Raw genomic sequence first — 1,647 nt, 5'->3', positions numbered from 1 at the left:
CCGGTGAACGAACCGATGGGCGCCGTCGTCTCCACCGCCAGGCGGGTCAACTCCCCGCCGTGGCGGCGGTAGGCGTCCGCGAGGAGTGTCTCCGTCTCCAGCGTCACCCCGTGCACCACCAGCCGGCCGCCCGGCCGCAGCGCCCCCAGACACGTCTCCAGGACGCCCGGCCGGGTGGCCCCGCCACCGATGAACACCGCGTCCGGCGACGGCAGTCCGGCCAGCGCGTCCGGGGCCCGCCCGGTCACCACACGCAGCCCCGGCACGCCCAGCCGGCCCGCGTTGCGGGCGACGCGGGCGGCGCGCCCGGTGTCCGCCTCCACGGCGGTGGTCGCACAGGTGGGGTGCGCCCGCATCCACTCGATGCCCACCGAACCGGCGCCCGCGCCCACGTCCCACAGGTGCTGCCCCGGCCCCGGCGCCAGCCGCGCCAGCGCCGACGCCCGCAGGTCACGCCGGGTCAGCTGGCCGTCGTTCTCGAACGCGTCGTCCGGCAGCCCCGCCACCAGACCGAGGGCGGGCGGCCCCGCCAGCTCCAGCGCCAGCACGTTCAGGGCCGGCGCCTCGCCGGGCGGCGAGGCCAGCCAGTCGTCGGCCGTGCCCGACAGCCGCGACTCGAGGTCCGTGCCCAGGTCGCCGAGCACCGTCATCACGCTCCGCCCGTACCCCGCGCCCGCCAGCAGCGCCGCCACCGCGGCCGGGGTCGCCGCGTCGGAGGACAGCACCAGCACCCGGTGACCGGGCGCCAACTCCCGCAGCAACAGCCGCGGATCACGGCCCACCAGCGTCACCACGGCGCACCGTTCCGACGGCCATCCCATGCGGGCCCGCGCCAACGCCACCGACGACACCGCCGGTTCGACATGCACCGAACCAACTCCCAGCAGATCGACGAGCGTTGTGCCGATCCCGGACACCAGCGGGTCGCCCGAGGCCAGCGCCACCACCCGCGCCCCGCCCAGGGACGCCAGCAGCGGCGGCAGACCCTCGCGCAGCGGCGAGGGCCACGCCTCACGCCGCTGCCCGGCCACCTCCGGCAGCATCGCCAGATGCCGTCGCCCGCCCAGCACCACCTCCGCCTCCAGCACCGTGCGCCGCAGCCGCTCGGGCAGCGAGGGCCAGCCGTCGGCGGTCACGCCGACGACGGTGATCCGGGAAAGGGCGGCCCGGGAGGCGGTGTTCGTGGTGGCGGGGGGAGGGGGCGTGCCGATCGTCATACCCGTGACGCTATCGTGGTCCCCAACAGGCACGAGGTGCCCCTACGGCCCAGCCATCGGAAACGGTGAGGACGGCCGACGGGGAGAATCTGGGAAGCCCGGTGAGATTCCGGCACAGGCCCGCTGCGGTGAACCGAGCCTCGCTCACGAGGACTCGGCAAGTCCGAAGACCGGCCTCGCGCCCGCCCCTTACGGATGGCGAAACGAGCGGGAGCCTCACATGCCATTGGTGCGTTCGCACTACCCCTTTTCCGCGATCGTCGGCTGCGACGCCGGCGAACTCGACGACCTCGGCCTCTCCCTGGTCCTGACCGGCATCTCGCCCGCGATCGGCGGCGTCCTGGTCCGCGGCGAGAAGGGCACCGCCAAGTCGACCGCCGCCCGCGCGCTGGCCGCCCTGCTGCCGCCCGTGGACGTCCACCCCGAGGAC

2 protein-coding genes and 1 riboswitch are annotated in these 1,647 nt (G+C 75.5%); of the genes, one reads left to right on the top strand and one right to left on the bottom strand.

Annotated elements, in window-relative coordinates; translation table 11 throughout:
• On the bottom strand, positions 1-1,217 hold a 1,217-nt coding region (gene cbiE, locus ACOV8S_RS21675; protein WP_448319565.1), incomplete at its 3' end, for a precorrin-6y C5,15-methyltransferase (decarboxylating) subunit CbiE.
• Between the two features lie 32 nt (positions 1,218-1,249).
• Positions 1,250-1,396: riboswitch (cobalamin riboswitch) on the top strand.
• A gap of 41 nt (positions 1,397-1,437) precedes the next feature.
• On the opposite strand from cbiE, the gene ACOV8S_RS21670 reads away from it, so the two are divergent.
• Positions 1,438-1,647 (top strand): hypothetical protein (locus ACOV8S_RS21670; protein WP_448319564.1); only part of this gene is annotated, 210 nt, incomplete at its 3' end.

This window comes from Streptomyces sp. CO7, assembly GCF_053474865.1.
Note: the sequence above shows the minus strand (reverse complement) of the source record. Positions and strands in the feature narration are given on the sequence as shown.